Source organism: Rhizobium sp. Leaf341 (assembly GCF_001424325.1).
In the GTDB taxonomy this organism is placed as follows: Bacteria; Pseudomonadota; Alphaproteobacteria; order Rhizobiales; family Rhizobiaceae; genus Ferranicluibacter.
On record NZ_LMPE01000005.1, the window covers coordinates 57,442 to 83,729 of the forward strand.

Here is a 26,288-nt window from a genome sequence, read left to right on the forward strand (position 1 = left end):
GGAAAGTGGAAACAAAAGATTCATTTCAGTTGGTTACGCGCCGGCTTTGCCGCGTCCGGCCCCGCCAGAACAGGTGCGGCATCGCGTCGCATGCGCTGTGCATAGAAGGCCCAGAACAGCCGGGCGGCAATGCTGCGCCAGGGGCTCCAGGCCAGACTGAGGCCTTCCAGCACCCGGGCCGAGGGTCGCGTGTCCAGGCACAGGGCATCGGCAACAGCACTTTGAAGCGCGACGTCGCCCACGGGAAAGATGTCGGGATAACCGGCACAGAAGACGAGATAGACCTCGGCGGTCCAGCGACCGATCCCCGGAAGCGCGCCGAGCGTGGCGATGGCAACCTGCGGATCGACGGAACAGAGGCCGTCGAGATCGAGCGATCCGGCCTCGACAGCGGACGCGGCGGCCCGCAGGGCCCTGATTTTTGCACCCGAAAGCCCGACCGCGCGGCATTCTTCCTCGCCGAGCGAGAGAAAGGCCTGCGCCTCCACCGTGCCCAGGCGCAGCACCAGCCGGTTCCAGATTGCGGCCGCACTGGCCTTGGAGATCATCTGGGACACGATGATGGCGGCCAGCCCGGAAAAGCCGGGTTCGGATCGCCGGAGCGGCACGGGTCCCGTCGCCGCGAGGATCGGGATCAGCCGGGGGTCGCGCTCCGTCAGAGCCGAGAGCCCGAGGGAAACATCGTGATCGCTCAGAATCCGCATGGCGGAACGCTTCTCCTGGTCTTGGCCCGGCGGCCCTTCGGTGGCAGAAGACGCCATGCCGCACCGCCTGTCAAAGCCCCCGGTATACCGCTTCGCGCCGAGCCCCAATGGCCTTCTCCACCTCGGCCACGCGCTGTCGGCGCTTCTCAACGCCCGTTTTGCGGCAGAAACCGGCGGACGGCTTTTGCTGCGCCTCGAAGATATCGACCGGACCCGGTGCCGCCCGGCATTCGAGCAGGCCGCTCTCGATGACCTCGCCTGGCTCGGCCTGACCTTCGACGAGCCCATCCGGCGCCAGTCCGAGCACTTTGCGGATTACGAGAGGGCGCTGGACCGCCTCAGGGATCTGGGTCTCGTCTACCCCGCCTTTCTCACGCGCGGCGAGATCCGCACCCGGGTCGCTGCCATCGAGGCGGGTGGCGCCCCCTGGCCGCGCGATCCGGACGGCGCGCCTCTCTACCCCGGCCCGGAGCGCGACTGGAGCGAGGCGCAGCGGGCGGACGCGGTGGCCGAAGCAACGGCGGCCGGACGACCGTTCGCCTGGCGGCTCGACATGGCGAAAGCCCGCAACGCCGTCAAAGGGCCGCTGACCTGGCAGGAAACCGGCCTGCGTGCCCATGGCGAGCCTGAGGACGGGAAGACCGTGCTGGAAACGGTTCACGCCATGCCCGAGGCTTGGGGCGACGTCATCCTGTCGCGGCCGGATGCGCCCTCCAGCTACCATCTGTCGGTCACCGTGGATGATGCCTTGCAGGGCGTAACCCATGTCGTCCGAGGGCAGGATCTCTTTCATGCGACCTCGGTCCACCGCCTGCTGCAGGCGCTGCTCGACCTGCCGGAACCGGTCTATCACCACCATCGCCTCATCCTCGGAGCGGACGGGCGCAAGCTGTCGAAGAGCCATCGCGATACGGGGCTGCGCGACCTCAGGGAGAAAGGCCTTTCAGCGGCGGATGTCCGCGCGCTTGTCGTCTGACGCCGCGGCCGCGCTCTCTTCCGGCAGGGCGATATCGCGCGTCGCCGCGGCCTCCTCCGCCGGCATGCCGCGAAAATGGCGGATCACCATGCGCTTGACCTTGTATTTCATGATCGCCGCGTTGATCTCCGCGCCGATGATGAAGATCGCGCCCAGCATGTAGAGGAACACGAGAACGATCATGATCGAGGCGAGACCGGCATAGGTCGAGGCATAATTTGCGAAATTCGAAAGATAGGACGCGAAACCGACGGCACCGATCGTCCAGGCAACAAGCGTGATGACGATCCCCGGCAGCACGTCCATGATCTTGCGCCGGCCATCGGGCAACCAGAGATGGGAAACGATCAGGCCCCCGGTCAGAATGAGGAGCGCCAGCGCCAGACCCCAGTTGTCGACCATCGACAGAAGCTCGTCGAGCCAGGGCAGCCAGCGGTCGGCATAGCGCAGGGCCAGCGGCACCGCGACCAGCAGCAGGCTGACAAACGCCAGGATGACGACCCCGGCCAGCACGAAGCCGAGGCTGGCGATCCGCGTGACGTACCAGGGCCGGCTTTCCGCCACCCGGTAGGCCCGGTTGAGCGAAATGCGCAGCGCCTCGACGCCATTGGAGGCAAAATAGGCGGCCGCGAGCACGGAGACGGTGAGCAGCCCGCCGCGCGGCGTGGTCAGCACCTGCACGATCTCGTCGGCGATCGGCTTTGCGATCGATGGTGGCCATGTGTCGAAGATCAGGTGCACGGCCGTGGTCGCGAACTGGTCGGCACCGAGGAAGCTGCCGAGCGCGGTTCCGAAGATCAGGAACGGAAAGATTGCGAGCAGCGACGACAGGGCGACATGGCTGGCCATGGCCCAGCCGTCATCGTCGCTGAAATGCCACAGCGCATCGAATGTGACCTTCCAGGCCATACGCAGGAACAACGGCATCCGGTCTCCGCTCTCAAGGGCGCGACGTCCTCTTCCCCGAAAGACGTACGGCACCGCGATTTGGTTTCAAGCGCAAGCCCTTGCGTCCGGATCGGCGTCCGGGTTGCAAAGCCGCCGCATTGTCACCTGCTGTCGAATATGGGAAACCAGCGCTCCAAGTCCACAGCCTCATGGGCCTCATCAGCTTCATGCGCCTTGTTGGCCCATCTGCGGAATCCGGAGCGACACGCCTTCATGACCGATAGCCCTCATCGGGATCGACCGACCATCATTGTGACGGGATGTTCTTCCGGCATCGGGGCCCATGCCGCAAGGGCGCTCACACGCGACGGGTGGCGCGTTTTCGCCACCGTCCGGCGCGAGGAGGATCGGGTCGGCCTCGAAGCCGAGGGGATCGAGACCTTTCTCATGGACTACACCCGCACGGAAACGATCGCGGCGCTGGTCGAAGCTGTCCTCACGCGGACAGGCGGGCGGCTGGACGCACTCTTCAACAACGGCGCCTACGGACAGGCCGGCGCGGTGGAGGACCTGCCGACGGAGGCGCTGCGGCTGCAGCTCGAAACCAACGTCATCGGCTGGCACGATCTCACCCGTCGCGTCATCCCGGTCATGCGGGCGCAAGGCCACGGCCGCATCGTGCAGTGCTCGTCCATTCTCGGCATCGTGCCCTACCGATGGCGCGGCGCCTACAACGCGTCGAAATTCGCCATCGAGGGCCTGTCGCTGACCCTGCGCATGGAGCTTGCCGGTTCGGGCATTTCGGTCAGCCTCATCGAGCCCGGCCCGATCGAATCGCGCTTCACCGCCACGGCCGTGACGCATATCCGCCGCCATATCGACCTCGAAGGCTCGGTCCACCGCGCAGAATATCAACGGCAGATGCAGCGGCTGACCGGCGAAAGCGGTCCGGCGAGGGGAAAACTCGGACCGGAGGCCGTTTATACCGTTCTTGTGAAAGCTTTGACGGCAAAACGGCCGCGACCGCACTATATTGTGACTCAACCAGCCAAACAGGGCGCGCGGTTGAAGAAACTGCTTCCGGCAAGCCTGTTCTATCGCATTATCGGACGCCTCGGCTGAGCGGCCGGATCCTCTCTGGTGGGACGGCGAGCGGCCGTCAGAAAGACTGCGCATGAGTTCCTTTCTTACCGGCCTGACACTCCTCGTGATGGGCCTCGTCGTCATCGTCCTCGTCCGCGGGCTGATCAACATGGCCAAGGGCGGCAGCGGCAATGCATCCAACAAGCTGATGCAGGCCCGCGTCCTGCTGCAGGCGGTTGCCATCGGCCTGATCATGTTGACGCTCTGGATCACCGGCGGAGGCCGCTGAGATGGTCAAGCTCAACAAGATCTACACCCGCACCGGTGACGACGGGACCACGGGCCTTGCCGCCGGTCCGCGGCGTTTCAAGAACGACCTGCGGATCGAGTGCTACGGCACGATCGACGAGGCGAACGCCGCCATCGGCATGGCGCGCCTCACCACGGCAAGCGAGCCGGAGGTCGATGACATGCTGAAACGCATTCAGAACGACCTCTTCGACCTCGGTGCGGATCTCTCGACGCCCGATACCGGGGAAACACTCCCCTACGAGCCGTTGCGCATCGTCGCCGGCCAGGTGGCGCGGATCGAGGCCGAGATCGATCGCCTCAACGCCGACCTCGAGCCGCTGCGCTCCTTCGTGCTGAACGGCGGCACCCCGGCAGCCGCCCACCTGCACCTTGCCCGCACCATTGCACGGCGCGCGGAGCGCGCGATGGTCGCCCTCTCCCATACCGATGGAGAGACCGTCAGCCCGGCAGCGCTGGAATATGTCAACCGGTTGTCGGACTTCCTCTTCGTCGCGGCTCGCTGGCTGAACGATCGCGGCCGCGGCGACGTCCTGTGGATACCCGGCCTCACGCGGTGACGCCGGCTTACACCGCAAGCCCGGGCTTGCGCAGTAAGGGCTGGGCTTGCGCGGCAAGGCCAGGGCTCAGGGTGAAAGCAGGGCTCAACCGGTAAGAGCCATGATGCGGGAGGAAACTGCATGTTCATACCGCTTCACGATCGCAACAACCTGAAGCATATCCGTCTGCAGATCGTCACGATCGGGCTCATCGTGGCAAATGTGGTGATCTTCTTCCTGACCGGGCCGCTGTTCGTCGAAGCCGCAACCGTCAACGCCGACCTCCTGTCGTTCGGCTATATCCCCGCGCTCATCTTTGGAGATGCGACGCTGGCACCCGGCATCGCCGTCGTGCCGGAAAGCGCGACCCATATCACCTACGCGTTCCTGCATGCCGACCTCTATCACCTCGGCACCAACATGCTGTTCCTCTGGGTGTTCGGCGACAATGTCGAGGATGCGCTTGGACATCTTCGGTTCCTGATCTTCTATCTTGCCTGTGCGGCGGCAGGTGCGCTCGTGCACGGCCTTGTCGTGCCCTTCTCGCAGGCGCCGCTGATCGGCGCATCCGGCGCCGTCTCCGGCGTGGTGGCGGCCTACTTCCTCCTCCACCCGAAGGTCCGTGTCTGGGTGCTCGTCCTCTTCCGCATTCCGCTTCCCCTGCCCGCCTTCATTCCGCTCGCGCTCTGGATCGCACAGCAATTCTACATGCTGGCGGTCGATCCCTCGGCGGATGTGTCCTGGGGCGCCCATGTCGGCGGGATCATCACAGGCCTGCTCCTTGTTCTCGTCATGCGCCGCAAGGGCGTACCGCTGTTCGACAGGGTCGTCGTCGTGCCGAAGGCCGTTCGCCTCGTGGAAACGGCTCCTCCCGGCGTCGCGCCTGGTCAGGGCCAAGCCGGCCCGTGGAGTCCGCTGCCGTGACCAGATCCATGCGACGACGAGAAAACCGGCAAGCACTATTGACGTGCACGTAAAGGTCAGTAATTTACGGGATGGACCGGGAGCGTGGTCAGCCGAGATTGTAATTGTGGAAAAAACGCGTATCGATGTCGCCAATCGACTGACAGGGCGGCAAGGGACTATGCGATTTCTGTTGTCTGGAACCGTGTTTCCTTCGGCTCGAGACCGGCGCCGAGACGCGCCGAACGGACCATCTGGGGCTGACACGGACAGCCGCGACCACGTCAGATCCGTGCCGGGCCCGCAGACCCGGCCACATCGTTGAGATTCACTGCCGAGATTCGATGAAGGAAGCTCCATGAAAATTCTTGTCACCGTGAAGCGCGTCGTTGACTACAACGTCAAGATCCGCGTCAAGCCGGATGGGTCCGGCGTCGAGCTTGCCAACGTGAAGATGTCGATGAACCCGTTCGACGAAATCTCCGTGGAAGAAGCCCTGCGGCTCAAGGAAGCAGGCAAGGCGACGGAGGTGGTCGTCGTATCCATCGGCCCGGCGAAGGCGGAGGAAACGCTGCGCACCGGGCTCGCCATGGGTGCGGACCGCGCAATTCTGGTCGAGACCGATGCGACCGTGGAGCCGCTGGCGGTCGCCAAGATCCTCAAGGGCGTCGTGGAAGCCGAACAGCCGTCGCTCGTCATCGTGGGCAAGCAGGCCATCGACGACGACAGCAACCAGACGGGCCAGATGCTGTCGGCGCTGCTCGGCTGGAGCCAGGGCACGTTCGCGTCCAAGGTCGTCCTTGACGCCGACAAGGCGACCGTCACCCGCGAGGTCGACGGCGGCCTGCAGACGATCGACATCAAGCTTCCGGCCGTCGTCACGACGGATCTGCGCCTCAACGAACCGCGCTACGCCTCGCTGCCGAACATCATGAAGGCGAAAAAGAAGCCGCTCGACAAGAAGACGCCGGCCGATTTCGGCGTCGACACGGCACCGCGCCTGACCGTCCTGAAGACCGAAGAGCCGGCCGGCCGCAAGGCGGGCATCAAGGTCGGCTCGGTTGCCGAACTCGTCGACAAGCTGAAGAACGAAGCCGGCGTGCTGTAAGCCCGAGGTGCACGGTGCGCCGCAGGTCCGCCAGGACAGTGCGCACCGGCAGCCGGGCTCTGCATGCGACATGCTGCCGATACGCGGTCGATAAGGGACCGACGACGACGCAGCGACAGACAGATCGAGATTTCACGGAGAACATACGACATGGCCATTCTTCTTCTGGCGGATCATGACGGTCACACCGTTTCCGACGCAACCGCCCGTACCGTCAGCGCCGCGACCGCCATCGGTGGCGACATCCATGTTCTGGTCGCAGGCGCCGGTGCGGACGCCGCGGCCGCCAACGCCGCAACGCTGGCCGGCGTATCGAAGGTCCTGCTCGCAAACGATGCAGGCCTTGCCAACAACCTGGCCGAGCCGCTGGCGGCCCTCATCGTGTCGCTCGCCGGCAGCTACGACGTGCTGATCGCGCCGGCCACCTCGGTCGGCAAGAACGTCATGCCGCGCGTCGCAGCCCTGCTCGATGTCGCCCAGATCTCCGAGGTCACCGAGGTCGTGTCGGCCGATACGTTCAAGCGTCCGATCTATGCCGGCAACGCCATCCAGACCGTTCAGTCGGGCGACGCCAAGAAGGTCATCACCGTGCGGACCTCGACCTTCGCGCCCGCCGCCGCAGGCGGTTCGGCACAGGTCGAGACCGTCTCTGCGGCAGCCGATCCCGGGCTGTCCACCTTTGTCGCGGATGCCCTGTCCTCGTCCGACCGTCCGGAGCTGACCTCCGCGAAGATCATCGTGTCGGGCGGCCGCGCGCTCGGCTCGGCGGAGAAGTTCCAGGAGGTCATCCTGCCGCTCGCCGACAAGCTCGGCGCCGCCGTCGGTGCCTCGCGGGCCGCCGTGGATGCGGGATATGCGCCCAACGACTGGCAGGTCGGCCAGACCGGCAAGGTGGTCGCTCCGCAGCTCTATATCGCCTGCGGCATCTCCGGCGCCATCCAGCACCTCGCCGGCATGAAGGACAGCAAGGTCATCGTCGCCATCAACAAGGACGAAGACGCACCGATCTTCCAGGTCGCGGACTACGGTCTCGTCGGCGACATCTTCACGCTGCTGCCGGAACTCGAAAAGGCGCTGTGACCTTGCTCCAGCCCAGGCTGGGTTCCCGACACGGCGGAGGCTGTGCCTCGACACACCGAGAAGTGAACGGCCGCATCCCCAATGCGGCCGTTTTACATTCGAAGACGCGCAGAGAACGACGGAAAGCACTGGCAAAACCCACCGCCAGCCGGTATCACTTTGAGGCAGGCCTTGACTGCATCATTCCGGGATCGAAAACCGATCCGCAAGGCGATGATGCGGCGGGTGTCGAGCGCGACTGCGAAGCTGGGCGCGTCACCATGGCGCGCGGCGCGGTCGCGGTCCTGAACGTCGGCTGCGATTGGGGAAGAACGGCTTGATGATCAAGAATGTCGGAATCGTCGGTGCGGGGCAGATGGGCTGCGGCATTGCGCAGGTCGCCGCTCTGGCAGGGTACAAGGTGCACCTCTACGACATCGCGCCCGATCGCATCGAGGCTGGTCTCGCCACGATCAACGGCAACATGGCCCGCCAGGTCTCGTCCGGAAAACTGACCGAGGACGAGCGCAAGAAGGCGCTCACGCTCATCAAGGGGTCCTCCGATCTGACGGACCTGTCGCCGGCCGATCTCGTAATCGAAGCGGCGACGGAAGACGAAGCCGTCAAGCGCAAGATCTATGTAGCCGTCTGTCCGGTATTGAAGCCCGACGCCATTCTGGCGACCAACACCTCGTCCCTGTCGATCACGCGCCTTGCCTCCGCCACGGACCGTCCGGAGCGTTTCATGGGCATCCACTTCATGAACCCCGTTCCGGTCATGAAGCTCGTTGAACTGGTGCGCGGCATCGCGACCGAGGAAGGCACGTTCGCCTCGGCCCGCCAGTTCGTCACGGCCCTGGATAAGACCATCACGGTGGCCGAAGATTTTCCGGCCTTCATCGTCAACCGCATCCTTCTGCCGATGATCAACGAGGCGATCTACACGCTGTACGAAGGCGTCGGCACGGTCGATGCGATCGACACCGCCATGAAGCTCGGCGCCAATCACCCGATGGGACCGCTGCAACTGGCCGATTTCATCGGCCTCGACACCTGCCTGTCGATCATGCAGGTCCTCCACGATGGTCTCGCCGACAGCAAGTACCGCCCCTGCCCGCTGCTCGTGAAATATGTCGAAGCCGGCTGGCTTGGTCGGAAGTCCGGTCGCGGTTTTTACGACTATCGTGGGGAAACCCCGGTTCCCACGCGGTAAATCCGCCGTCGCCAACAGGCACGATCGGCAACAGCGAACACGAGCGCGAGCGCCGTCCTCGCGGCGCAGGGCTTCATAATTGCCGACGTCGCTGACGGCTCAGGACCCAGTGCCCGCCGCGGCCGCGGCGCGCACCAGGGCCCGCCCCTCGTCGCCATCCCAGGCCGCCGGCCCGTTCATGGCCGAGAGCAGGCAACCCTTGTCGTCGAGAAGCACGGTCACGGGCAGCCCGAAAGCGAGCCCCTCCTTCTTCAGCGCATTGAAGACGCCCATGGAGGCATCGCGATAGGGTTTTAGCGCCGCGACGCCGGTCTCCGACAGGAACGCTTTCGGCTTCTCGTCGCTGCCGGTGTCGATATTGACGGCGACGACCTCGAACCGGTCGCTTCCCTCCGCCTTTTCCAGCCTGTCGAGCGCCGGCATTTCCTCGCGGCAGGGCACGCACCATGTGGCCCAAAGGTTGAGGAGCACCGTGCGGCCCTTGAAGTCGGCGAGCGTCAGATCCTTGCCCGTGCCGTCCTTGCCCGTTCCATCCTTGAACGTGAGATCCTCCAGGGGCCGCGGCCGGTCGGCCGGCGCCATGGCGGCCACCTGGCCCTTCATCAGCGGCGTAAGGCTGGCGATCTTGCCCGACGCGGCTGCGCATTGACCGGAGGCGCCCGCCGAAGCGATCTCCGGAGCATTGCCAGACCCGCTTTGCCTGACGTATACCGCTGCCGCACCGGCGATCAGGCCCAGAAGGGCTGCCAGCGCCACGAGCCGTAGGGCGGAGCGGGGTTTCCCCGGGTCTGTCATGTCGGTTTTCAAGACTTGTACCTTTTTCAGGACGGATATTGCGATGGCCGACGGCGCTTCCGAGACGAAAACCTCCAACCAGATGTGGGGCGGTCGTTTCGCGTCCGGACCCGACGCCATCATGGAGGAGATAAACGCCTCCATCGGCTTCGACAAGAAGCTCTACGCGCAGGATATCCGCGGCTCCAAGGTTCATGCCGAAATGCTGGCCCATCAGGGCATCATTTCCGGCGCCGACAAGGACGCCATTCTCGGTGGCCTCGACACGATCCTGTCGGAAATCGAAGCAGGCACCTTCACGTTTTCCCGCCGCCTCGAAGACATCCACATGAACGTGGAATCCCGCCTGGCGACGCTGATCGGCCCGGCCGCCGGCCGGCTGCACACGGCGCGCTCGCGCAACGACCAGGTGGCGCTCGATTTCCGCCTCTGGGTCAAGGAAGAGCTGCAGAAGGTCGAGACCGCGCTCACGCGCCTGATCGCCGCCTTCCTCGATCGTGCCGAGGAACATGCCGACACGGTCATGCCGGGATTCACCCATCTGCAGACGGCCCAGCCGGTCACGTTCGGCCACCATTGCATGGCCTATGTCGAAATGTTCGGCCGGGACCGCGCCCGTGTGCGGCACGCCATCGAACATATGGACGAAAGCCCGATCGGCGCGGCGGCCCTTGCCGGCACCGGCTTTCCGATCGACCGGCACATGACCGCCAAGGCGCTTGGTTTCGCCGGACCGACGCGCAACTCCATCGACACCGTTTCCGATCGCGATTTCGCGCTGGAGTTCCTGTCGATCGCGGCGATTTCGGCCACCCACCTGTCGCGCCTTGCCGAGGAGATCGTCATCTGGTCGACGCCGCAGTTCGGCTTCGTCCGGCTGTCGGATGCCTTTTCCACCGGCTCCTCCATCATGCCGCAGAAGAAGAATCCGGATGCCGCCGAGCTGGTGCGGGCCAAGACAGGTCGTATCAACGGCTCGCTGATCGCGCTTCTCACCATCATGAAAGGCCTGCCGCTCGCCTATTCCAAGGATATGCAGGAAGACAAGGAACAGGTCTTCGACAGCGCCGAGAGCCTGGAGCTCGGCCTTGCCGCCATGACCGGCATGGTGCGCGACATGACCATCAACACGGAGCGCATGAAGAAGGCGGCCGGGTCCGGCTTCTCCACCGCGACGGATCTGGCGGACTGGCTCGTGCGCGAAGCCGGCTTGCCCTTCCGCGATGCCCACCACGTGACCGGCCGTGCCGTGGCGCTGGCCGAGAGCCGGAGCTGCGACCTTGGCGAACTGGGCCTTGACGACCTGCAGGCGATCCACGCGGCGATCACGGACAAGGTCTTCGACGTGCTGACGGTCGAGGCCTCCGTCGCCAGCCGCACCTCCTTCGGCGGCACCGCGCCGGCCGAAGTTCGCCGGCAGATCGCCTGGTGGCGGGCACGCAACTGAGGCGTCCGGCCTTCTGCTGCATGTCGCCCGAAACTGTGCAGCGGTTTCGGGAAACGACATGCATCAAAATAAGAACGCAAAGGCCGGCCCGGGCGATCGATCACGTTTCCCGGGCGATCCATCAGCAATTCGAACGTGCGCGGTCCTTGAAAAACAGCTAAGAGGGACCGCCTTCCCTCGCAAAGGACCCGCGACGATGACATTTCGGACTGCCGCCCTGACGGCGCTGCTTCTGACGGCAACGGTGCTGACGGCCTCCGGCTGCGGCCGCAAGGGCGATCTCGAACGTCCGAGCGTCGCCCGCGCGAAGGCGGCAAAGGACACCCAGAACACGACTGCCACGCCTTCGGCCCTGCCGTCCGGCTTCGTGCGCCCGGCAAGCGGGGCCGCCCCGGCGAGCGCCGCCGTCTCCGGCAATGCCTCGACCCAGACGACGGCCGTGACGCAGATGAACACCGTCCCCGGCTCTGACAACACGGCGGCCCGCAGCGGCCGCACTGGCGCCCAGGCCGACGTGCCCGAGCGCTCCTTCCTCCTCGACCCGCTGCTCTGACAGCCCACCGAAGGCCCCATCCGTGAACCACTTCGAATATCGTGACGGCGTTCTGCATGCGGAAGACGTGCCGGTGACCGACATCGCCCGTGCCGTCGGCACCCCCTTCTACTGCTATTCCACCGCGACGCTGGAGCGGCACTATGCCGTCTTCGCGAAGGCCTTCGAGGGCGTCGACGCGCTGGTGTGCTACGCCATGAAGGCGAATTCCAACCAGGCCGTGCTGAAGACGCTCGGCCGTCTCGGCGCCGGCATCGACGTCGTCTCCGGCGGCGAACTGGCCCGCGCACTGGCCGCCGGTATTCCGGCGGAGCGGATCATGTTTTCCGGCGTCGGCAAGACGGCCGGCGAGATGGATCTGGCGCTGGCCGCCGGCATCTACTGCTTCAACGTCGAATCCGAACCCGAGCTCGAAGTGCTCAACGCCCGCGCCGTCCGTCTCGATCGCCAGGCGCACGTGTCCTTCCGCATCAATCCGGATGTGGATGCCCGGACCCATGCCAAGATCTCGACCGGCAAGAAGGAAAACAAGTTCGGGATCGGCTTCGAGCGCGCCCGCGCCGTCTATGCCCATGCCGCAACGCTTCCCGGCATCAAGGTCACCGGGATCGACATGCATATCGGCAGCCAGATCACCGAGCTGCAGCCGTTCGAGGACGCCTTCAAGGTGCTGCGCGATCTCGTGGACGCGCTGCGCGCCGACGGGCATGTCATCGATCATGTCGATGTCGGCGGCGGTCTTGGCGTTCCCTACAAGGAAGACAACAATCCCCCGCCCCTGCCCGACGCCTATGCGGCGATCGTCAAGGAGCAGCTTGCCGGTCTCGGCTGCCGCATCGTCATGGAGCCCGGCCGCCTGATCGTGGGCAATGCCGGCATTCTGGTGACCGAGACGATCTATGTGAAGGATGGCGGATCGAAGACCTTCGTCATCGTCGATGCGGCGATGAACGACCTCATCCGTCCGACGCTCTACGAAGCCTATCACGAGATCCGCCCGGTCCGCATCTCGGCCGCCAACGCGCCGCGCATCACCGCGGATGTCGTCGGCCCGGTCTGCGAGACCGGCGACTATCTGGCGCTCGACCGCGAAATGGCCATGCCGCGCCCGGGCGATCTCTTTGCCGTCAGCACGGCAGGCGCCTATGGTGCGGTGCAGGCCGGCACGTACAATTCGCGGCTTCTGGTGCCGGAGGTCCTGGTCAAGGGCAACCGCTTCCACGTGGTCCGTCCGCGCACCACCATCGAGGATCTGATCGGTCTCGACAGTCTGCCGGAGTGGCTTTCGGACGAGTGGCTTTCGGACGAAGCGCTGCCAGACTGAGCGCGACCCCGGCCGGCTCCGGCACGCCCGGTTGCCGTCCGTCTGTGCGGGAAGGTCAAGACCGTCGGACGTGGTTTCGCCGGAGGACGCCACGTTCACGATTGCGTTCTCGCCCTCGTCTTCGCCACAAACAATGGTATCCTCGCGCCCGTAAGCACATCGGCGGGCGCAGGATTCGCGTGCGCTGCGGTGTAAGGGCAGAAACAGGACGGTGCGGATGGCAGAATTCCGGCGACAGGAACGACCGGTCGGCAAAAACGGCGTCTCCGGCAGGATGAAGACAGGCATGACGCAGACGCTCGCCCGCAAGCGCGGCTTCGCCCGCGCGGTTCTCGTTGCCGAGCGGCTGGCGCCTCGCGCGCTCCTCCCGCTGGGCATCGCCTTTCTCTTCCTTTCCGCTGCCTGGTTCGGCCTGTTCCGCACGGTGCCGCCGCTCGTTCACGCCGGTTTGCTGCTGACCTTTGCGCTTGCCTTCATGGCTGCCCTCGTCCCGGTCTTCCGCATCCGCCTGCCCGATATGCACGAGGCCGATCGCCTGCTGGAAGAGCGCAATGCGCTGCCGCACCAGGCGATCGGCGTGCAGGACGACAAGCCGGCCACCGGCGGCGCTTTCGGTGAGGCGCTGTGGCGCGAACACCAGACACGCATGGCCCGGATGATCGGCGCGCTCGAAACGGGGCTGCCGCGCCCCGATATCGCCCGCCATGACGGGTTCGGCCTGCGTGCGTTGCCGGTTCTGCTCGTGACCGTCGCCTTTGCCTATTCGTATTCCAACCGCGCCGGGACGCTCTCGGATGCGTTCCGCCTGCCCGACACCATCGTCGCCGCGCCGGATGTGCGCATCGACGCCTGGGTAACGCCCCCCACCTATACAGGCCGCGCGCCCGTGTTCCTGACGGGACGGGCAGACCAGGCCGATGCCGCAGGCGCGCCCGCGGAGGCAAGCGTGCTCCGCATCCCGCAGTTCAGCGACGTGACCGTTCGCGTGACCAGCGCGGCATCCGCCCCGGACACGGCCGTCACCTTCCTCGACACGGGCGCCACCACGGCCGTGCCGATCCCGCCGCAAAAGCCGCAAGAGGCGGGTGCGGACAAGGCTGCAAGCACGGTTGCCAGCCCGGTCTCTCCCCCGTCTCCGCCTGCAGGCGAGACGACGGCGACGGACAGCGCGGCCCCGACGCCTCCCGGCAACAGCACGCATCTTTACAAGATCACCCGCGACGGCACGCTGACGGTCGGCACGCAGACATGGCAGTTTGCCGTCATTCCCGACGCCGTGCCCGAGATCGCCTTCGACGGGACGCCGCGCGCCACGGTCAATGCCGCACTGGAGATCCCCTTCATCGCCAAGGACGATTACGGGCTGAGCGAGGCTTTCGCGGAGATCGTCCCGGCGGAGGCGCCACCCGTCGAGGCAACGCCGCTCTACCCTGCCCCCGAATATCGGCTCGACCTGCCGCGCCGCAATGCAAAGGACGCCAAGGCGACGGCAAGCCGCAACCTGTCGGAACATCCGCTCGCCGGCAAGCGCGTCCGCATCACGCTCGTCGCGCGCGATGCCGCCGGCCAGGAGGGGCGCAGCGCCCCGCAGGAGATGATCCTGCCCGCCCGCCGCTTCTATGAACCGCTGGCTGGCGCGGTTGCCGAGGAGCGCCAGGTCATGGCGCTGAACAGCCGGGACCTGCCACGCGCGATCGAACTCAACGATGCGCTGAACATCCGCCCGGAAGACAACATTCCCAACCTCACCCATTTTCTCCTGCTGCAATCCGCCAAGGGCCGCATGACGCTGGCCCGCGACGAAGAGTCGATGCGCGGCACCGCCGACTATCTCTGGGAGGTCGCGCTCGGCATCGAGGACGGCAACCTGTCGCTGGCCGAACGCAATCTGCGCGAGGCCCAGCAGAAGCTGTCGGATGCCTTGGAGCGCAATGCCTCGGACGAGGAGATCGCCAAGGCCATGCAGGAGCTGCGGGAGGCGATGAAGCAGTTCATGCAGGCGCTTGCCGAACAGGCGATGAAGAACCCCCAGACGGCCGCCCGGCCCAATATGGAGAACATGCTGAGCAGCAAGGATCTGGACAAGATGATGGACCAGATCGAGAACCTCGCCAAATCCGGGTCGAAGGATCAGGCCCGCCAGATGCTGTCGGAGATGCAGCGGATGATGAACAACCTGCAGGCCGGCCGCAGGCCGCAGGACATGCAGCAGGGCCAGGACAACAGCGCGATGCGCCAGCAGATGGACAAGCTCGGGCAGCTGATGCAGGAGCAGCAGCGACTGATGGAGCAGACGTTCAAGCACGACCAGGCCCTGCGCAACCGCATGCAGATGGGCGATCCGATGATGGACGAGAATCTGTTCGAACAACCGCCGGGAGACCCCAACCAGCAGCAGGGCCAGCAACAGGGCCAGCAGCAGCAGGGTGAGCAGCAGGGCGGCGATCCGACCGAGCAGATGACGGAGGAGCAGCTGCGTCAGGCCCTGAAGGATCTCCAGGGACAGCAGCAGGCGCTCGAAAAGCAGCTCGGCGAGCTTCAGAAGGGGCTTGAAGGCATGGGCATCAAGCCCGGCAAGGGTTTCGGCCAGGCAGGGCGCGAGATGAAGGGCGCATCGGGCCAGCTCGGCCAGGGCCAGGGCGAACAGGCGGTCGGCAGCCAGGGCCGTGCACTGCAGGCCCTGCGCGAGGGTGCGCAGGACATGATGAACCAGATGAGCCAGGGCCAAGGTCAAGGACAGGGCCCCGGCCAGGGCATCCCGCAATATGGACAGAACGGCCGCGACCCCCTTGGCCGCCGCCAGCAGAATGCCGGACCCGACTTCGGAGATCAGGTGAAGGTGCCCGACGAGATCGACACCCAGCGCGCGCGCGAAATCCTCGACGAGATCCGTCGCCGGCTCGGGAACAACGTCTCGCCCGAGGTGGAACGGCAGTATCTGGAGCGGTTGCTGGACATCCGGTAATATCAGAGCAGCGCGCGTCCCGCGTCACGGGGGCGCGCCCGACGGACAATCAGGCCCTCGACGCCCGCGTTCTCGACAGCCTTACGCCGCCAGAGCCACGGCGACCGCCTTGCGGATATCGGGCAGGCTGAAGGGCTTGGCAACGACGTCGACGATCTTTCCGGCAAGGTCGTCGGCGCGCTCGCGCTGTTCGGCGTAACCGGTCATCAACAGGATCTTCAGTCCGGGAAAGGCCGCCGCCGCTTCATGGGCAAGCGCGATGCCGTCCATGACGGGCATGCGGATGTCGGAAAGCAGCAGGTCGAAGGTGGCACCATGCAGATGCTCCAGCCCCTCCGCGCCATCGCCCGCCTGCACGACATCGTGCCCGTCCATCTGCAAGGCGCGCGCGACGAAGCGGCGCAGGGAGTCTTCATCCTCGGTGATCAGGATCTTTGCCATCATGGCCTCCTACGGTTCGGACGCCCACAAGCGCAGAGTTTTCTTTGAAAACCGTAAAGACCGGCAAACCTCTTCTCGCAAGAGGCCGGCATCAGATTTTGTCGGCATCCCCGGTGACCACGCCGACGAAGGGCAGTTCGCGGAAGGCGTAGGCGACGTCCATGCCGTAACCGACGACAAAGTAGTCGGGGCATTCGAAACCGACGAAATCCGCTTCGAAGTCGATCTCGCGCTTGACCTTCTTGTCGAGGAGAACGGCGATCGAGACCGACTTCGCGCCCCGTTCCAGCATCAGGTCGCGTGCGAAGCGGAGCGTCCGCCCCGATTCGAGAATGTCGTCGATCAGCAGGACGTCGCGGCCACGGGGGTCGCTGTCGATGTCCTTGATGATCTTCACCCCGCGCGAGACCGTGCCCGTGCCGTAGCTCGACAGGGTGATGAACTCGACTTCCGGCGCAAGGCCCGCATGATGCATGGCCCGGATAAGGTCGGCTGCGAAGATGAAGGAGCCCTTGAGCACGGAGATGACCAGCAGGTCGTCGGTGCGGCCCTTGACGATGTCGGCCGCCATCTCCGTGTTGCGTGTGGCAATCACGTCCGGTGAAAACAGCGTCTCGATCATCTTTCCGCGAACGACGGGCATGGCAGTGGCTCCAGGCGACGGGACGCCGTCCGGCGCCCTTCAAGGCTTGGCGTTAGCACAGTCAGCGGGGCGAAGCACCCGTCGGGCCAAAGGAAATTTGCACGATCGGCGCCGAACCACCGGCATGTGGCAGCCGTGCGGAGAAGGCGCGGCTCTCGCCCGGTGCAAGCAGACGGTCGCCGGCAAGCTGCCCCTCGGCCGTCATCCGTCGCCCGGAGGCGGCGACATCGACGCGGATGGCCGGGACGGCGCGTGCGACGGACGTCGGGTTGACCACCGTGCCATAGACGGCGACGACCTTCAGGCCGGCGGCATCCTGCAATTCGGTGCGGACATCGCCGAAGCCGAGCGCCGGCGCTGCCTGGGGCTTGGTCGGGACCAGCGCGGTTGCCAGAGCAAAAGCAGCGACGCAGACCGCCATCGTCAGGCCGGCGAAACGGCGGGGGGAAATCCGTTGCAGGGTGCGCTCCGCCAGCGCGACGGGCCCGGCCCGACGCTCGGGAGCCTGTCTCGGCGTCGATAAGGGCGGCGTCGCACGCGGGGCGGGCGACCGCGAGAAGGGCACGACCTCGAAAACGGCATCGACGACATCGACCGGGTGCAACACCCGTGATGCAGGCCGCGCCGGACGGGCTCGTTCCGGGGGGAGAAGATCGATCCTGCGCGAAGCGCCTGAAAAGCCGGTCATGCATCGTCCTTCCGAAAGGGGCTCGCACGGCGACGCGCGAAATCCTTTCCGAAAGGTAAAGCCGAAGGGTTAAGGAAGTGGTAACGCAACCGAGGACCGAAAGCTGCAGCCTGCGCGCGTCTGTCGGCCCTTAAAGCGACGTTTTTGCCTGCGAGGTTAAAGGGAAATTAACCACTGTTTAACCATGCTGGCCGGATCGCGCCCGCACTCGGCGGTAGAGCGTCCATCTCAGAGGCTGGAAGTTGATTCATTTCGAAAACGTCGGATTGCGTTACGGCATGGGACCGGAAATTCTCCGCGACCTGACCTTCGATATCCCGCGCAAGTCCTTCCAGTTCCTGACCGGCCCGTCCGGCGCAGGCAAGACGACGCTGCTGCGCCTTCTGTTCCTGTCGCTGCAGCCGACGCGCGGGTTGATTCGGATGTTTGATCGCAACATCGCCTCCATCCCGCGCGACGAACTACCCATGCTGCGCCGGCGCGTCGGCATCGTCTTTCAGGATTTTCGCCTGCTCGACCACCTGACCACCTACGAAAACGTTGCCCTGCCGCTGCGCGTGCGCGGCAAGGACGAATCATCCTATCGCTCGGACGTGCTGGAACTGCTCGGCTGGGTCGGCCTCGGCGAACGGATCAACGTCCTGCCGCCGGTGCTCTCGGGCGGGGAAAAGCAGCGGGCCGCCATTGCCCGTGCCCTGATCGACCGGCCGGAAATCCTGCTTGCCGACGAGCCGACGGGCAATGTCGATCCGCCGATGGCCCGCCGTCTTCTCAATCTGTTCATGGAGCTCAACCGCCTCGGCACGGCCGTCGTCATCGCCACGCACGATCTCTCGCTGATGGACCAGGTGGAGGCGCGTCGCATGATCCTGTCCCAGGGGCGGCTCGACATCTATGACTGACGCCCGCAAGACATCGTCCCGCGCGACACCCAGCCGCGGCAAAGGCGGCCCGGTTCACGCAGCACCGGAGACGGACGGGCGCAAGGCCCCCATGCGCGTCCGGCCGACCGCCCCCATCGTGCCTCCGGTCAACGTGTCCGGCAACGCGCTGATGCTGGTGATCGCCATCATGTCCTTTCTCGCCTGCCTGACGCTCGGCGCGGTCTCCATGGTGCGGGCCACGGCCGAGAGCTGGCAGAGCGAGATCTCGCGCGAGGTGACGATCCAGATCCGGCCCGAGGAAGGGCTCGACATGGAGAAGGCCCTGCGCGACGCGCGCGACATCGCTCTGACCTTCGACGGCACCGTCGACGGCAGCATCGTCGACCGCACCGCGACCGCGCGCCTGCTGGAGCCCTGGCTCGGAGAGGGGCTCGATATCGACGAACTGCCCGTGCCGCGCCTCGTGATCATCACCATCGATGAACGCAACCCGCCGGATTTCGCCGGCATGCGGGCGCGTCTGACCGGCGAGATCCCGCAGGCGACGCTCGACGACCACCGGACCTGGGTGGACCGGCTGGTGGCGATGGCGCACACGACGGCGCTGATCGGAACCGGCGTTCTGACGCTCGTCTTCTCCGCCATGGTCCTGACCGTCATCTTCGCCACGCGCGGCACGCTGTCGGGCAATCGCCACATCGTCGAGGTGCTGCACTTCGTCGGCGCGGAGGCAAGCTTCGTCGCCTCCGAATTCCAGAAGCACTTCCTGAAGATCAGCTTCAAGGGCGCCGGCGCCGGCGGGCTCCTCGCCGCCCTCTCCTTCGCGGCGGCCGGCTGGTGGCAGTCGCGCTCGCTCGCCACGCCGCAAAGCGACCAGGCGACGGCCCTCTTCGGTACCTTCACCATCGGCTACACCGGCTATCTCGGCATCGCCGCCATCATGCTCGTCATCGCCCTTTTGACGACGCTGACGGCGCGGTTCACGGTCATGCGCACGATCTATGAAATCGATCGCATCCGCTCCGACCCGGCCCGGGCCGATCTCATCCCGAACGCCTGACATGTCGAAGCGCACGCCCTTCCCTTCTTTGGTCACGCTTTCGCGGTCGCTGCCCGCGCGGGCCATCGTTAAGGCGCAAAGCAGGTTCACCGGTTTCGAGACATCGCAACATCTGTCGCACCGGGTCGCAGGCATCCGGCGCAACGGTGGAAGAACATCATGATGGCGGACGAGCCTTCCGACGCGGAGACATCCGGCGACACCGAGCGCAAAGGTTTTGCGCGGCGGACGCGTCGGCATGTCAGCTTCCGCCGACAGCTCGCGCGCCTGACCTTCTATGTCCTGCTGGTCGTGGCTGGCTGCGCCACGGCAAGCCTGCTCTACTTCGCCGATCAGGTCGCCTCGCTCCAGCCGCCGACCAGCCCAAAGGCCGATGCCATCGTCGTCCTGACGGGCGGGTTCCAGCGCATCGACCAGGCCGTCGACCTGTTGAAGGCCGGGGCTGGACAGCGCCTTTTGATCTCCGGGGTCCACCCCACCACCACCAGCAGCCAGATCCGCCGCAACACCCAGAGTTCGGCCGATCTGTTCCGCTGCTGCGTCGATATCGGCTATGATGCGATCGACACGATCGGCAATGCCCATGAAACGGCAAACTGGATCCGCGACAACGGCTACAAGAGCATCCTCGTCGTCACCAACAATTACCACATGCCGCGCAGTCTTCTCGAGCTGCGCCGCGCCAATCCCGGCATCACCTTCGTACCCTACCCCGTGGTGAACTCCGACCTGAAAAGCACGAACTGGATCGCCAATCCCATGGTTCTGAAATCGATCCTGTCCGAATACGCCAAGCTGACGGTCGCATCGCTGCGGGATCTGTTGGGCACCCCGACGGATAGCGGACTGCGAACCGAGCGGGCCCAGACCGGGCAATAGCGCGGCCGGCAGGCACCCGCGAGATCCCGGTTTTCGTCGCGCCGGAATTCGTGTAGGCACCCGGACGGCATGCTCGATCCCGTCTGCCGCCCGCTTTTCGAAAGCCGCCCATGATTCGCCTCCGCTCGGTCCTGTTCAACGTCGCCTTCTATGCCAACCTCATTCTGCGCATGATTGTGCTGACGCCCGTCTATTTTCTGGTCTCGCGGAAGACATCCTGGTTCGTGCCGAAGAACTGGGCCCGCAGCAATCACTGGCTGATGCGGGTGATCGTCGGAACGACCTTCGAAATCGAGGGGCTCGACAATATCCCGAAGGACGGCGTCTACATTCTTGCGCCCAAGCATCAGTCCTTCTGGGATGTCTATGCGCTGCTGCCCTGGCTGTCCGACCCGTTCTTCATCCTCAAGCGCGAGTTGATGCGCATTCCGCTGTTCGGCTGGTATGTGGCCAAGCAGCGCATGGTCCCGGTCGATCGCAGTGCCCGCGGCCGGGCGATGGCGGCCGTCATGCAGCGCGCCAAGGCCGAGATCGCGACCGGCCGGCAACTGATCATCTACCCCGAAGGCACCCGCAGGGCGCCGGGCGCGCCGCCCGACTACAAATACGGGATCGCCCGCCTCTATCGCGACCTGCAGGTGCCCGTCGTGCCCGTCGCGATGCATCCCGGCCTGTTCTGGCCGCGCAGCACGACGCTGCGCTTCCCCGGCCATTTCAAGGTCCGCATCCTCCCCCCGATCGGCCCGGGCCTCGACAGCGACACCTTTCTCAAGACGTTGATTGCCGTCACGGAAACGGCAAGCGACGAGCTGCTGGTCGAAACCGTCCGGGCAAACCCGCATCTGCCTCTGCCGGAGAGCGCGCGTACGCGTTTGTCAGAGCTCGGCGTCACCGTGCCCTAAGAGACCCGTCAGCGCTTGGCGAGCAGTGTCTGCACGCCGCGGCCGACCTCTTCCAGCCAGTGATCGCGAATGCCCATCGCGCGGAGATGATCGAGCGTGTTCATGACGTAATCGACATTTTCGCCGGATCGGCCGCGCGCCTGTGCGACGATCAGCGCTGCCTCGTCGGCCTGGAGGGCGCCCGCATATTGCAGATGTGCCCGGTCGATGACATAGGCGAGCGCCGTCACCGTCCGCCCGTCGGCCAGCCGCAGCGGCACCAGGCGCTCCTTGTAGACATGGGTTACCAGCTCGCGCTCGCGCAGATAGGCAATGACCGCCTCCCGGTCACCTCCGGCGATGCGGAACGCCATGCCGAGACACGATCCTCCGCGATCCAGGCCGAGAACGAGGCCCGGTCGGTCCGCCGTGCCGCGGTGAACCTGGGAGCGCACGCAGAGGGCGCGGCGATAGCCGAAAACACGCGCCCGGGTCTGCTCGACGAAGGCAAAGCCGGGGTTCCACATCAGCGAGCCGTAGCCGAACACCCAGATGTCGTCCGAGATGCCACGCATGTCCGTCATCATCGCAAGATCCGTCACAAGAAAGGGAATCCCGTCACCGAAAGCCTGGCCCCGGCGGCCGGTTCCGCCCTCCTACTGCAAAATGCCCGAAAGCAAAACGATTGGCGACGTCCCGAGCGGCTTTTTCATCACGCCGACACCCCCGGACGATGGTCTCCCGGCGGGGGGCCGGGCGTTCTGCGCTATTTTCCTCGAAGCATTCCGGTTCGCGGTGGAATGCAGTAGAAGACCCCGACGACGCGAACGCGGCCGAAGGTGTCGCACATGACGAGCGCCGGTTGACGCACCGCCCTGCCAGCATCCAGACCGCCGACCGGAGACCCGCATGACTCAGACAGAACCGCCCGCCGCGAGCACACGGATCCGGCGTCTCGGCATCGGCATCGTCATCTTCCTGGCGGTCTACAGCGGCATCTGGTTCCTGGCGGCCCACCAGATCGAGACCCGGCTTGCGAGCGTTCTCACCAGCCGGTCCGGCAGCGCCAGCGCACAGTGCGATGGGCTGACCGTGCGTGGCTTCCCCTTCCGCATCGGGCTGTTCTGCGACGCCGTGAAGGTCGATGACACCAAGCTTGGCGCGTCCGGCGCCGCCGGCGCGCTCCGGTCGGCCGCGCAGGTCTACTGGCCCGGCCATGCCGTGATCGAGATGGATGGTCCGGCCGAACTGCGCTTTTCCCCGGGCATCACCACATCCATGGACTGGCAGACGCTGAAGGCCAGCATCCAGGCGACGCTGTCCGGCCTCAGCCGCACGTCGATCGTCTCCGATCGCCTGGCCGGAACCCTGGTGCCGACGCTCGGCGAGGACGCGCTCGCCTTTGCCACGAGCCATACCGAACTGCATCTGCGCCAGAACGAGAGCGATCTCGACGCGGCCCTTTCGATCACCGGGCTCGACCTGAAACCGCACAATGGCACCAGCCTGCTGCCGCTGATGAACGCCGCGATCGATCTGACCGTCAAGGATCGCGCCACCGTGCTCGACCGTGGCGGCCTGTCGCGCCATGCCCTGCGCAACAGTGCGGGAGACGTCCGCAACCTGACGATCGATCTCGGCAATGGCATGGTCACGACCGCCAGCGGTCCGTTTACGGTGGATGATCAGGGTCTGATCTCCGGCGCCTTCAAGGTCAAGATGCGGGATGTCGCGGCCTGGCGCACGGCGCTCGCTCAGGCCTTTCCCGACAGCGAGAACATGCTCGACAACGCGGCCAACATGCTCACGGCGCTTGCGGCGGGCGGCAACGACACCACCGTCACGCTCAACGTGCGTGACGGCACCGCCTTCCTGGCCTTCATCCCGATCGGCGTTCTTCCACAGCTCTGATGCATGTCGCCCGAAAGTGTGCAGCGGTTCCGGGGAACGACGTGCATCAAGACAAAAACGCTTCAGGCCCGGTACGGGCGGAGACGCGCGCGGCGTGCGGGAACGCGACCCCGCTTTCGCCACGGGGCCGCTAGGACTTGGCGTCCAGCGCATGGCGGCCGAAATCGACCATGTCGGTATCCTGGCCGGCCTGGATGATGGAACGACGGATCGCCCGGGTGCGGGTGAAGAGGTCGAACAGCTTGTCGCCGTCGCCCCAGCGGATCGCCCGCTGCAGATAGGCAAGATCTTCCGAAAACCGCGACAGCATTTCAAGGATCGCATCCTTGTTGTGCAGGCAGACGTCGCGCCACATCGTCGGGTCCGAGGCAGCCAGACGCGTAAAGTCGCGAAAGCCGGAGGCCGAATACTTGATGACCTCTGATTCGGTGACCGTCTCGAGATCGTCTGCCGTGCCGACGATGTTGTAGGCGATGATATGCGGCAGATGGGAGACGATGGCGAGCACCTTGTCGTGGTGTTCGGGGTCCATCTCCTCGACATCCGAGCCGAGCGCTTCCCAGAAGGCCCGTAGGCGTGCCTTGGCGAGCTCGTCCGTTCCGGGCGGTGGCGTCAGGATGCACCAGCGGCTTCTGAACAGACCGACGAAACCTGCGTCCGGGCCGGAATATTCCGTTCCCGCAATCGGATGGCCGGGAATGAAATGGACCGTGTCCGGCAGATGCGGCGTCATCTGCGCGATGACGGAACTCTTGGTGGAGCCCACATCCGTCACGATCGCCCCGGCCTTCAGGTGCGGCGCGATCGCCTGCGCGACAGCACCCGATGCCCCGACCGGGACGGAGACGATGACGAGATCGGCATCCTCCACCGCTTCGCCCGGCGACAGGACATAGCGCTCGCCGAGACCAAGGACTTCCGCCCGCGCCAGTGTCCCGGGACTGCGCGTCGAAATCGTGACCGAGGTCGCAAGCCCCTTGTCGCGGATCTCCCGCGCGATGGAGGAACCGATGAGGCCGATGCCGATCAGCGCGACCTTGTCGAAAAGCTTTGCCATGTCGGTCTCAGTCTTTCCGAAGGAATTCCGAGAGCGCCGCAAGGACGCCCTCATTGGCCTCCGGCGTGCCGATCGTCAGACGCAACGCATTCGGGAAACCGTAGCCGCGAACCGCGCGCAGGATGAAGCCGCGGCTGGTCAGGAACGCATCCGCATCCGCCGCCCGCTTGCCGTCGACCTCCGGGAAGTGGATGAGCACGAAATTGGCAACCGAGGGCGTGACCTCAAGACCCAGCGCCGTCAGCGCTTCCGTCACCCTGCCCACCCATTCGGCATTGAAATCGATGGCAGCGGCGGTGAACGCCGTGTCGCGCATGGCGGCGGCTCCGGCGGCGATCGCCGGCGCGTTGAGGTTGAATGGTCCGCGGCTGCGGTTCAGCGCATCGATGATGGCGGCCGGCGCATAGATCCAGCCGATGCGCAGGGCCGCCAGACCGTAGATCTTGGAGAAGGTCCGCGTCATCACCACGTTCTGGTTGGACGACACCAGTTCGATGCCGGCCTCGTAGTCGTTGCGCCGGACATATTCCGCATAGGCGGCATCGAGCACGAGAAGCACATGCTTCGGCAGGCCCGCCTGCAGGCGACGCACATCCTCGACGGGGACGAAGGTGCCGGTGGGATTGGCGGGATTGGCGAGGAAGACCAGCTTCGTCTTGTCGGTCACCGCGGCAAGGATCGCATCCACGTCGACGCGGCAGTCCCGCTCCTTGACCGTCACCGGCGTGCCGCCGGCCGCCATGATCTGGATCTTGTAGACGAGAAAGCCGTGCTCGGTGATGATGGCCTCGTCGCCCGGCGCGAGATAGGTGTGGGCGAGCAACCCCAGCAGCTCGTCCGACCCGTTGCCGCACATCAGGTTTGCGGGATTGAGAGCATAGACATCGGCAATCGCATGTCGAAGCTCGAGCGCCTGCCCGTCCGGGTAGCGTTCCAGCTGCCCGGCGGCCTGGCGAAAGGCCTCGATCGACCTGGGGCTCGCGCCGAGCGGCGTTTCGTTGGAGGAAAGCTTGTAGACCTTGGCCACGCCCGGTGCGTGTTCCTTGCCCGGCACATAGGCGGCGATGTCGAGAATGCCGGGGCGCGGTGTCGGAGCGTTCGGAAGAGAGCTCATGGTCTGGCTTTCGCTGGTATCACGGATGGCTCTGCCATTACCGGTCCATCGCCGCCTTGTCGAGGGGCCGGAGGGCGAAGAGGTTCAGCGGCCGACCTCGGTTCACCGCGTCGGCGATTGGCCGTCGCGTGCCGTCGGGACGCCCTGCGGCGCCAGCACGGGCACGAACACGCGGCGGGATGCGCGCGCCGCGACCGGCAGCCCCTGATAGAGCCGTTTCTGCGCCTCCACGATGATGACGCCCGAGAACATGGGCCAGAGCGCCCGCCCGATCCTCTCGAACGCCCGTCCGAGCTTCAGCACGGTCTTGACCGTCGAGGGCGGAAAGAACAGCGCCTCGCAGGAGGCGCCCGGAGTGAAATTCGTTTCCCGCAGGAGCGCCGTCAGCTGTCCGCGGGAATAGGGCCGGCCGGAGCCGAACGGCGTATGGTCCATGCGCGCCCAGACGCCCTGCCGGTTGGGCACCACGATGACGAGGCGGCCGCCGGGCGCAAGCACCCGCCACAGCTCCTTCATCGTCTCGCGCGGATTTTCGGCGAACTCCAGCGCGTGGACCATGAGAATCCGGTCGATCGAGCTGTCGGGAAGCGGCAGTTCCTCGTCGAAGACCAGAGCCGTGGACGACAGCTCGCCGACCGGCCAGTTCACGGCCCCCTGCCCCGCCGGCATGAAGGCGAAGGTGCGCTCCGTATCGGCCCGGAAACGCTCGAGATAGGGCAGGACGTAGCCGAGCCCCACAAGCCGCTCTTCCGGCAGGCGCGCCCAGATGGAGGCGAGCGCCATGGAGATCACCGGTTCGGTAAAGCGTCCGAGCCGCGAATGATAGAACTGGCGAAGATCGACGATATCGGCGTGCATCCGCAG

Annotated in this window: 28 protein-coding genes; 18 read left to right on the forward strand and 10 right to left on the reverse strand. The window is 65.6% G+C overall.

Annotation, left to right across the window (positions count from 1 at the left end):
• Positions 1 to 20 precede the first annotated feature (20 nt).
• Positions 21 to 704: a DNA-3-methyladenine glycosylase family protein gene (locus tag ASG03_RS07415; RefSeq protein ID WP_062693136.1), complete on the reverse strand. Its 684-nt coding sequence runs from the start codon at positions 702 to 704 to the stop codon at positions 21 to 23.
• Between the two features lie 55 nt (positions 705 to 759).
• Between ASG03_RS07415 and gluQRS the strand changes: the two genes are divergently transcribed.
• Positions 760 to 1,680, forward strand: coding sequence for a tRNA glutamyl-Q(34) synthetase GluQRS (gene gluQRS / locus ASG03_RS07420; protein WP_062693408.1), 921 nt, complete (start codon positions 760 to 762; stop codon positions 1,678 to 1,680).
• Here the strand turns inward: gluQRS and ASG03_RS07425 are convergent.
• On the reverse strand, positions 1,648 to 2,607 hold the full coding sequence (locus ASG03_RS07425) for a YihY/virulence factor BrkB family protein (RefSeq protein WP_082475612.1): 960 nt from the start codon (positions 2,605 to 2,607) through the stop codon (positions 1,648 to 1,650). The genes gluQRS and ASG03_RS07425 overlap by 33 nt on opposite strands.
• 234 nt (positions 2,608 to 2,841) lie before the next feature.
• On the opposite strand from ASG03_RS07425, the gene ASG03_RS07430 reads away from it, so the two are divergent.
• From ASG03_RS07430 to ASG03_RS07465, 8 genes are all read left to right on the forward strand, one after another.
• Entirely contained in the window at positions 2,842 to 3,690 is an 849-nt protein-coding gene (locus ASG03_RS07430; protein ID WP_062693137.1) for an SDR family oxidoreductase, read from the forward strand.
• 52 nt (positions 3,691 to 3,742) lie between these two features.
• Positions 3,743 to 3,940: a twin transmembrane helix small protein gene (locus ASG03_RS07435; protein ID WP_062474808.1), complete on the forward strand. Its 198-nt coding sequence runs from the start codon at positions 3,743 to 3,745 to the stop codon at positions 3,938 to 3,940.
• A gap of 1 nt (position 3,941) precedes the next feature.
• Entirely contained in the window at positions 3,942 to 4,520 is a 579-nt protein-coding gene (locus ASG03_RS07440) for a cob(I)yrinic acid a,c-diamide adenosyltransferase (RefSeq protein WP_062474811.1), read from the forward strand.
• A 120-nt stretch (positions 4,521 to 4,640) separates the two neighbouring features.
• The gene (locus tag ASG03_RS07445) at positions 4,641 to 5,423 is read left to right on the forward strand and encodes a rhomboid family intramembrane serine protease (protein WP_062693138.1); all 783 of its coding nucleotides are present in this window, start codon (positions 4,641 to 4,643) and stop codon (positions 5,421 to 5,423) included.
• A 337-nt stretch (positions 5,424 to 5,760) separates the two neighbouring features.
• Positions 5,761 to 6,510 (forward strand): electron transfer flavoprotein subunit beta/FixA family protein, encoded by a 750-nt coding sequence (locus ASG03_RS07450; protein ID WP_062693139.1) that lies wholly within the window; start codon positions 5,761 to 5,763, stop codon positions 6,508 to 6,510.
• Positions 6,511 to 6,660: 150 nt separating this feature from the next.
• Positions 6,661 to 7,590: an electron transfer flavoprotein subunit alpha/FixB family protein gene (locus ASG03_RS07455; protein ID WP_062693140.1), complete on the forward strand. Its 930-nt coding sequence runs from the start codon at positions 6,661 to 6,663 to the stop codon at positions 7,588 to 7,590.
• A gap of 62 nt (positions 7,591 to 7,652) precedes the next feature.
• Positions 7,653 to 7,910 carry a hypothetical protein gene (locus ASG03_RS21860; RefSeq protein ID WP_062693141.1) on the forward strand — a complete coding sequence of 86 codons (258 nt, stop codon included), beginning with the start codon at positions 7,653 to 7,655 and terminating at the stop codon, positions 7,908 to 7,910.
• Positions 7,910 to 8,782, forward strand: a complete 873-nt coding sequence (locus ASG03_RS07465; RefSeq protein WP_062693142.1) for a 3-hydroxybutyryl-CoA dehydrogenase — start codon at positions 7,910 to 7,912, stop codon at positions 8,780 to 8,782. The genes ASG03_RS21860 and ASG03_RS07465 overlap by 1 nt, the downstream gene beginning before the upstream one ends.
• Positions 8,783 to 8,881: 99 nt before the next feature.
• On the opposite strand, the gene tlpA is transcribed toward ASG03_RS07465, so the two are convergent.
• Positions 8,882 to 9,577 carry a thiol:disulfide interchange protein TlpA gene (tlpA, locus tag ASG03_RS07470; protein WP_062693143.1) on the reverse strand — a complete coding sequence of 232 codons (696 nt, stop codon included), beginning with the start codon at positions 9,575 to 9,577 and terminating at the stop codon, positions 8,882 to 8,884.
• A gap of 43 nt (positions 9,578 to 9,620) precedes the next feature.
• Here tlpA and argH point away from each other — a divergent pair, with 43 nt between their 5' ends.
• From argH to ASG03_RS07490, 4 genes are all read left to right on the forward strand, one after another.
• Positions 9,621 to 11,024, forward strand: a complete 1,404-nt coding sequence (gene argH, locus ASG03_RS07475) for an argininosuccinate lyase (protein WP_062474827.1) — start codon at positions 9,621 to 9,623, stop codon at positions 11,022 to 11,024.
• 196 nt (positions 11,025 to 11,220) lie between these two features.
• Entirely contained in the window at positions 11,221 to 11,577 is a 357-nt protein-coding gene (gene lptM, locus ASG03_RS22230; protein WP_062474830.1) for an LPS translocon maturation chaperone LptM, read from the forward strand.
• A gap of 22 nt (positions 11,578 to 11,599) precedes the next feature.
• On the forward strand, positions 11,600 to 12,901 hold the full coding sequence (gene lysA / locus ASG03_RS07485) for a diaminopimelate decarboxylase (protein WP_062693144.1): 1,302 nt from the start codon (positions 11,600 to 11,602) through the stop codon (positions 12,899 to 12,901).
• Between the two features lie 217 nt (positions 12,902 to 13,118).
• A complete protein-coding gene (locus ASG03_RS07490) occupies positions 13,119 to 15,866 on the forward strand; it encodes a TIGR02302 family protein (RefSeq protein ID WP_062693145.1) in 2,748 nt (915 codons plus the stop codon).
• Between the two features lie 81 nt (positions 15,867 to 15,947).
• On the opposite strand, the gene ASG03_RS07495 is transcribed toward ASG03_RS07490, so the two are convergent.
• The 3 genes from ASG03_RS07495 to ASG03_RS07505 all read right to left on the reverse strand — a co-directional run bounded on the left by ASG03_RS07495 (position 15,948) and on the right by ASG03_RS07505 (position 17,638).
• On the reverse strand, positions 15,948 to 16,307 hold the full coding sequence (locus tag ASG03_RS07495; protein WP_062474841.1) for a response regulator: 360 nt from the start codon (positions 16,305 to 16,307) through the stop codon (positions 15,948 to 15,950).
• 91 nt (positions 16,308 to 16,398) lie between these two features.
• Positions 16,399 to 16,950: a hypoxanthine phosphoribosyltransferase gene (gene hpt / locus ASG03_RS07500; RefSeq protein ID WP_062693146.1), complete on the reverse strand. Its 552-nt coding sequence runs from the start codon at positions 16,948 to 16,950 to the stop codon at positions 16,399 to 16,401.
• Positions 16,951 to 17,011: 61 nt separating this feature from the next.
• On the reverse strand, positions 17,012 to 17,638 hold the full coding sequence (locus ASG03_RS07505) for a hypothetical protein (protein WP_062693147.1): 627 nt from the start codon (positions 17,636 to 17,638) through the stop codon (positions 17,012 to 17,014).
• Positions 17,639 to 17,880: 242 nt separating this feature from the next.
• Here ASG03_RS07505 and ftsE point away from each other — a divergent pair, with 242 nt between their 5' ends.
• The 4 genes from ftsE (at position 17,881) to ASG03_RS07525 (ending at position 21,363) form a co-directional block, all read left to right on the forward strand.
• Entirely contained in the window at positions 17,881 to 18,540 is a 660-nt protein-coding gene (gene ftsE / locus ASG03_RS07510; protein ID WP_062595674.1) for a cell division ATP-binding protein FtsE, read from the forward strand.
• A gap of 91 nt (positions 18,541 to 18,631) precedes the next feature.
• Positions 18,632 to 19,582 carry a cell division protein FtsX gene (locus ASG03_RS07515; protein ID WP_062693148.1) on the forward strand — a complete coding sequence of 317 codons (951 nt, stop codon included), beginning with the start codon at positions 18,632 to 18,634 and terminating at the stop codon, positions 19,580 to 19,582.
• Between the two features lie 159 nt (positions 19,583 to 19,741).
• Positions 19,742 to 20,461 carry a YdcF family protein gene (locus tag ASG03_RS07520; RefSeq protein WP_082475614.1) on the forward strand — a complete coding sequence of 240 codons (720 nt, stop codon included), beginning with the start codon at positions 19,742 to 19,744 and terminating at the stop codon, positions 20,459 to 20,461.
• Between the two features lie 110 nt (positions 20,462 to 20,571).
• Positions 20,572 to 21,363 carry a lysophospholipid acyltransferase family protein gene (locus ASG03_RS07525; RefSeq protein ID WP_062474852.1) on the forward strand — a complete coding sequence of 264 codons (792 nt, stop codon included), beginning with the start codon at positions 20,572 to 20,574 and terminating at the stop codon, positions 21,361 to 21,363.
• Between the two features lie 8 nt (positions 21,364 to 21,371).
• Here ASG03_RS07525 and ASG03_RS07530 read toward each other — a convergent pair whose 3' ends face one another.
• Positions 21,372 to 21,929 (reverse strand): gamma-glutamylcyclotransferase, encoded by a 558-nt coding sequence (locus ASG03_RS07530; protein ID WP_062693149.1) that lies wholly within the window; start codon positions 21,927 to 21,929, stop codon positions 21,372 to 21,374.
• Between the two features lie 322 nt (positions 21,930 to 22,251).
• Here ASG03_RS07530 and ASG03_RS07535 point away from each other — a divergent pair, with 322 nt between their 5' ends.
• Positions 22,252 to 23,253: a DUF2125 domain-containing protein gene (locus ASG03_RS07535; protein WP_062693150.1), complete on the forward strand. Its 1,002-nt coding sequence runs from the start codon at positions 22,252 to 22,254 to the stop codon at positions 23,251 to 23,253.
• Positions 23,254 to 23,383: 130 nt separating this feature from the next.
• On the opposite strand, the gene ASG03_RS07540 is transcribed toward ASG03_RS07535, so the two are convergent.
• The 3 genes from ASG03_RS07540 to ASG03_RS07550 all read right to left on the reverse strand — a co-directional run bounded on the left by ASG03_RS07540 (position 23,384) and on the right by ASG03_RS07550 (position 26,282).
• Positions 23,384 to 24,310: a prephenate/arogenate dehydrogenase family protein gene (locus ASG03_RS07540; protein WP_062693151.1), complete on the reverse strand. Its 927-nt coding sequence runs from the start codon at positions 24,308 to 24,310 to the stop codon at positions 23,384 to 23,386.
• Between the two features lie 7 nt (positions 24,311 to 24,317).
• Positions 24,318 to 25,424 (reverse strand): histidinol-phosphate transaminase, encoded by a 1,107-nt coding sequence (hisC, locus tag ASG03_RS07545; protein ID WP_062693152.1) that lies wholly within the window; start codon positions 25,422 to 25,424, stop codon positions 24,318 to 24,320.
• Between the two features lie 102 nt (positions 25,425 to 25,526).
• Positions 25,527 to 26,282, reverse strand: a complete 756-nt coding sequence (locus ASG03_RS07550) for a class I SAM-dependent methyltransferase (protein WP_062475742.1) — start codon at positions 26,280 to 26,282, stop codon at positions 25,527 to 25,529.
• Positions 26,283 to 26,288 lie beyond the last annotated feature (6 nt).